Consider the following 4,179-nt stretch of genomic DNA (forward strand, 5'->3'; position numbering starts at 1 on the left):
CTCTTCCAGGGTATTGCCATCAATCCCCTGGCTGCGCAGTTCCGACATGCGCAGATTAAGCATGTCGTAAATGTCGTTGAGCGCATCGTCTTCAAACAGCGGCGTGTTGCTGGTGCCAGAGAAGGTGACGCTCTTCTTGTTGATGCCAATAATGGTGTTCCAGATTTGGCGATGCTCAAGATGGGTATACAGCGCCTGACTGACGTGGTTAGGCAGCGTTCGACTGTTGATGGCGAAGCTGGTTTTTTTGCCGGTCATGAATTCCGCATACGCGCCCGCACAGGCGAAACGAATATCCGCTTTGAGCTGACCAATGTTGTTCGGGCAGTCATAGCTCAGCAGGGCGCGCAGGGCATTTACGGAAACGCTGATACTCTCCTGCAAATGCGCCGCTTCCTGATTGAAAAAAAACTGGATCAGCGCAAAACGTTCCTGAAAGGTGCGTTTTCGCAAGGCAGGTAAATGGATAACCATCGGAAAACGGCGGGTAAAGGTACGTAACAGGCTGGAGTCCGGCTCTTCCGTGGTGGCGGAAAAAATGCGCACGCTGGCGGTGCGTTCGACCTGCGTTTTCCCTAAACGGCGGAAAATTCCGTTATCGATAAAGGTGAAAAACATTTCCTGTGCTTCTGGCGGCAAGCGGTGCACTTCATCCAAAAATAGCACCCCGTGATTCGCCTTTTCCAGCAGGCCAACCTTATCTTCATCGGCACCGGTATAAGCCCCTTTTTTACAACCAAACAACTGCGCCAGCAGCAGTTGCGGATTGTTGGCATAATCGGCGCAGTTAAAAATCACAAACGGAGCCTGTGCCGGCAGTTTGCCGATGGCTTTGGCATACTGGTACATCAGCTCGGCAAACAGGGATTTTCCCACGCCGGTTTCACCCAGAATCAGCATATTCATCCCGTTGGGGGGATAGAACACCGCCGCCTTGGCCTGCTCTATCGCCGGAAACAGACTGGCGTTGCTGCCGATAAACTGCGCGAATTCGCCTTCACTGCTGCGGGCCAGGGTTCCTGGGTTGATAGCCTGAAACAGAACGGGTTTACCTTTGATGATTTTGACCGCTTTTCCTTGCGCGACCAGGCTGTTCAGATCGTTGCTGACATTGGCTCTGGCATAGCCAAGCGCCTCCGCCAACTGCGGGGCGGAGATGCCAGATTCGACGCTAAGCGCCTTCAATTTGTCATAGACGATGTCGATCCGCATGCTCTGGTGCTCCTGATCCATTTGCGCAAAATAGTGCTGGTGCAAGGACTATCATTAGCCTGAGAACTATCTGCTGCCAATATACCGAGTGACGCACGGCGCGGCGAAACAATGCGCCAGTAATAACTACATGCTCACAAATTACGGGCGAATTCGAGTACCTTTCCACCGTTCATTGAGCCGTAATCCACGGCGTTAATCACCGCTATTTTCAAATTTGGGTAGCGGCTTTTCATCGTGCCTTCAATAAAACTCACCTGCGGCCCGATCAGTAAGACGTCGGTTTTGTCGGCGAAGTTTTTAAAATTGCTTTCGGAGGTTGCGTTAATTTCAACATCGAGCGCTTGTTTGACGGCATCCTCACGCATTCTTTTTACCAGCATGCCCGTGGAAAAACCGCCCATACAAACCAGCGTAATATGCAACATGGCCTACTCCTTGTTTCAATAATGTGCCTGGGTAAGTGAGAGTGCTTGCACCTGTTTGCTTAATTCAGCCATGTGCTGGTAGCAAGCCACCTGCTGCCGGGCCAAATCTTTCACCGTGATGGCGTTCATCAAATGATCCTGAGCGTGCACCATCAGCAGCGTGACGGGGTGATGCACACCGCGCGCTTCATCTTCTATCAGGTTAGTTTGTGCCTGATGAGCAACACGCAACGCCTCGGTGGCTTGTTCCAACAACTCCTGTGCAGGAGCAAACTCCTGACGTGCCGCGCACTCAATGGCCTTGATGGCATGGCTTCTCGCCTGACCTGCGTTGACAATGATGTTAATCACCAACTCCTCAAAATCGCTATCCACCTGCTCGTTCATCACTACCAGCTCCTTAAATGATGACAATCACTGCTCTGTTTTTCACTGACAAGGTATAAGCAATAACGATGCCAAGAAAATAAAATGATTATTTTCAATGTATTAAATGGTGTTTTGGCAAACTGTATCGATCTGTTTTACCCACAGCGCGTTATTGGCAATCGGGATAACGGGGTGAAATACGACACCCAGAAGGGCAGAAGCGGAGGACGTGCTCGCACAGGGGGAGAACGGCGCGAGTGTCTAGCCAGCGCGTCTTAACATAAGACGCGCTGGTGGCGTAGGGTTTAGACTTTGTCGAATCGTGTTAACGCGAACACTTTATTGCCCGGCTGACGCGGTAGAATAATACGCACAAAATGGGTGGAGTTGCGCTTAAACCATCGAGTTGCTGATTCATCTTCGTAATGAATGGGAATCTGCATCTCTGCGCCCAGTTTTAAGTTAGAAAAATAACTGATGTTTTTACCTGGCGCAGCAGCAGAAATCGAGAGGAAAAGTATTGGTTTGTCGCGCTTGGGTAACAATGGATAATAACCTTCTACCAAGTCAGTTCGATCGAAATAAATGTTTCTTCGCGCTGCATTTTGCAAATTGACGTGAACGCCCTGAATGACTGAAGAGTGAAAGTAAACATTGGCCGAATCACTTTGTTTATTGGTATTGGAAAAAAACTCCAAAAAATAATCCGTTACCGGTTGATCCTGATCGTCAGTAACGTAAAAGTTTGCCTGCAAATATTGATGGTAATAGTCGGCGTTTTCTTTTCTTTCCGCTGTTTTTTCACTGAATGCCTGCCACTCTAGTTGAATTTTCAGGTATTGGTCAAATGCGTCGCAGGCCAGCGCCTCTAATATAAACGTGCCCAATTGCGCTTTTTCTTCTGGTGTTTCTTCAATATCGTCCTGATTGCTTTTATCTGCTCTGTCAGGATCAATGACAGAGCCGTGGGTTCGGGTAGGTAATACGGCAAGCGGTATGGAAAAACCATCAAGCCGTGATTGCCAACAAGTGACGGCTTTATCAATGTCACTTTCCCGGAAATCAATCGTGATTCCTTGGGTATTCAAATTGGCGGCACAAACTCTTACTGTGCCGTCAGCGCCATCTTCATTGACGATTTGGCGTAATAGGGAGGTATAAGGATGGGTGCCCACAATTACAAACGGCCAGACTTTATCTTCACCGTAATAGCGTGCCGTGTCGTCAGAATCGGGGCCAATGAGCATGTCGCGCTGGGCTAATTCCCACTGGTAGGGTGAGCTCAGTTCAAGATCGTTAAGGATACCTTGCCCGGTATGAAACCAGTTGTTATAGCCCTTGACGATACGCCCCAGCATACTCTTGCCCGTTGCTGCCAGTTTGGATCCATAATTGGCGGGGGCGAGCATAATAAAACGTTTCATCGGACAGGCTTCGGCTTTACCACGGTAGTGTGAGGTGAGCCATTCACGCGTTACCAGTCCCCCGGTACTGTGAACAATAACGTCGAATAAGGGGGGCAACTCTGCTTTTTCCATCATGTCATCGATGACTTGCCCCATCTTTTTGCCGACATCGGCCACACGCACATCGTCATCCAGTGATATATAGTCTCCTAACCATAACTCGGTGGCTGCATAGTTATTTTTTCGTAAGAATTCAGCCAAAGCATAAAATGATTTAGAGGTGTCACTCCACCCATGAATAATTAACACATGTTTTTTCATTGAGGTATCTCCTCGATTGTGTGTGTAAGTCTGAAGTGAATTTTTATTGAAATAAAAAGAAGGTTATTATTTTATTATCAGTGGGTTCGGGACTTGATTTATGTGCAAATATATGCCATAGCACGATAATGTCGACGGCTACATGTAAAAGCAACGTGAGCGTATATCGGAATTTAAAGCCATCTTCAGCAAAGGCGAGAGATAATTTTTTACTTGTGAAAGGGATATTTTGTGCTTGCAAACGGATTTCATCACGCACGCTGGCGGCCAGTCGTGTACAAGGTAATAGCACGCCTAAATTGGCAAAGAAAAAAACGGCTGCGCCCAAGGCGATCCCTATTTTTTGATCAAGAATGAGCGTCTGTTTTCCTGAAAATAACCAACCCGCTATCGCAAATATAGCGACAGACCAATATGTCCAATAAGCATTAATACGGCTTTCA

General features: G+C 48.0%; 5 protein-coding genes. All 5 read right to left on the bottom strand.

The genetic code is table 11. The features are described 5' to 3' along the window. Positions 1-1,212: sigma-54-dependent transcriptional regulator (locus J5224_RS23650; RefSeq protein ID WP_264627680.1), on the bottom strand; the 1,212-nt coding region annotated here is incomplete at its 3' end. A 134-nt stretch (positions 1,213-1,346) separates the two neighbouring features. Then, positions 1,347-1,640: a PTS sugar transporter subunit IIB gene (locus J5224_RS23655; RefSeq protein ID WP_264627681.1), complete on the bottom strand. Its 294-nt coding sequence runs from the start codon at positions 1,638-1,640 to the stop codon at positions 1,347-1,349. Positions 1,641-1,655: 15 nt separating this feature from the next. Further along, positions 1,656-2,027: a PTS lactose/cellobiose transporter subunit IIA gene (locus J5224_RS23660; RefSeq protein WP_264627684.1), complete on the bottom strand. Its 372-nt coding sequence runs from the start codon at positions 2,025-2,027 to the stop codon at positions 1,656-1,658. A 287-nt stretch (positions 2,028-2,314) separates the two neighbouring features. Beyond that, complete coding sequence (locus J5224_RS23665; RefSeq protein WP_264627682.1) at positions 2,315-3,736, bottom strand: esterase/lipase family protein; 1,422 nt, start codon at positions 3,734-3,736, stop codon at positions 2,315-2,317. Between the two features lie 43 nt (positions 3,737-3,779). Further along, positions 3,780-4,179: hypothetical protein (locus J5224_RS23670; protein ID WP_264627683.1), on the bottom strand; the 400-nt coding region annotated here is incomplete at its 5' end.

This window comes from Candidatus Symbiopectobacterium sp. NZEC135 (genome assembly GCF_025962695.1).